Below are 357 nucleotides of genomic sequence, written 5' to 3' on the forward strand. Positions count from 1 at the left end.
TGCCCGTACGAGGGACGGTCGTCACGGCGGAACGACGACGGACGCTCGTCACGACGGTCGTCACGGCGGAAGCCACCACCGCGGTTGTCGCCACCGCGGTCGTCACGGCGGAACGACGAGGGACGCTCGTCACGACGGTCGTCACGCTGCCCGTACGAGGGACGGTCGTCACGGCGGAACGACGACGGACGCTCGTCACGACGGTCGTCACGGCGGAAGCCACCACCGCGGTTGTCGCCACCACGGCTGTCGCCACCACGGTCATCGCGCCGGAAGCCACCGCCACGGTTGTCGCCACCGCGGTCGTCCCGGCGGAACGACGAGGGACGCTCATCGCGACGGTCGTCACGCTCGTAC

At 70.9% G+C, this 357-nt stretch carries 1 pseudogene; it reads left to right on the plus strand.

From position 1 onward, the window contains the following. Positions 1 to 357: pseudogene (locus ABTY59_RS22160) on the plus strand (hypothetical protein); the annotation flags it as partial.

The organism is Streptomyces sp. NPDC096079 (assembly GCF_040303145.1).
In the GTDB taxonomy this organism is placed as follows: domain Bacteria; phylum Actinomycetota; class Actinomycetes; order Streptomycetales; family Streptomycetaceae; genus Streptomyces.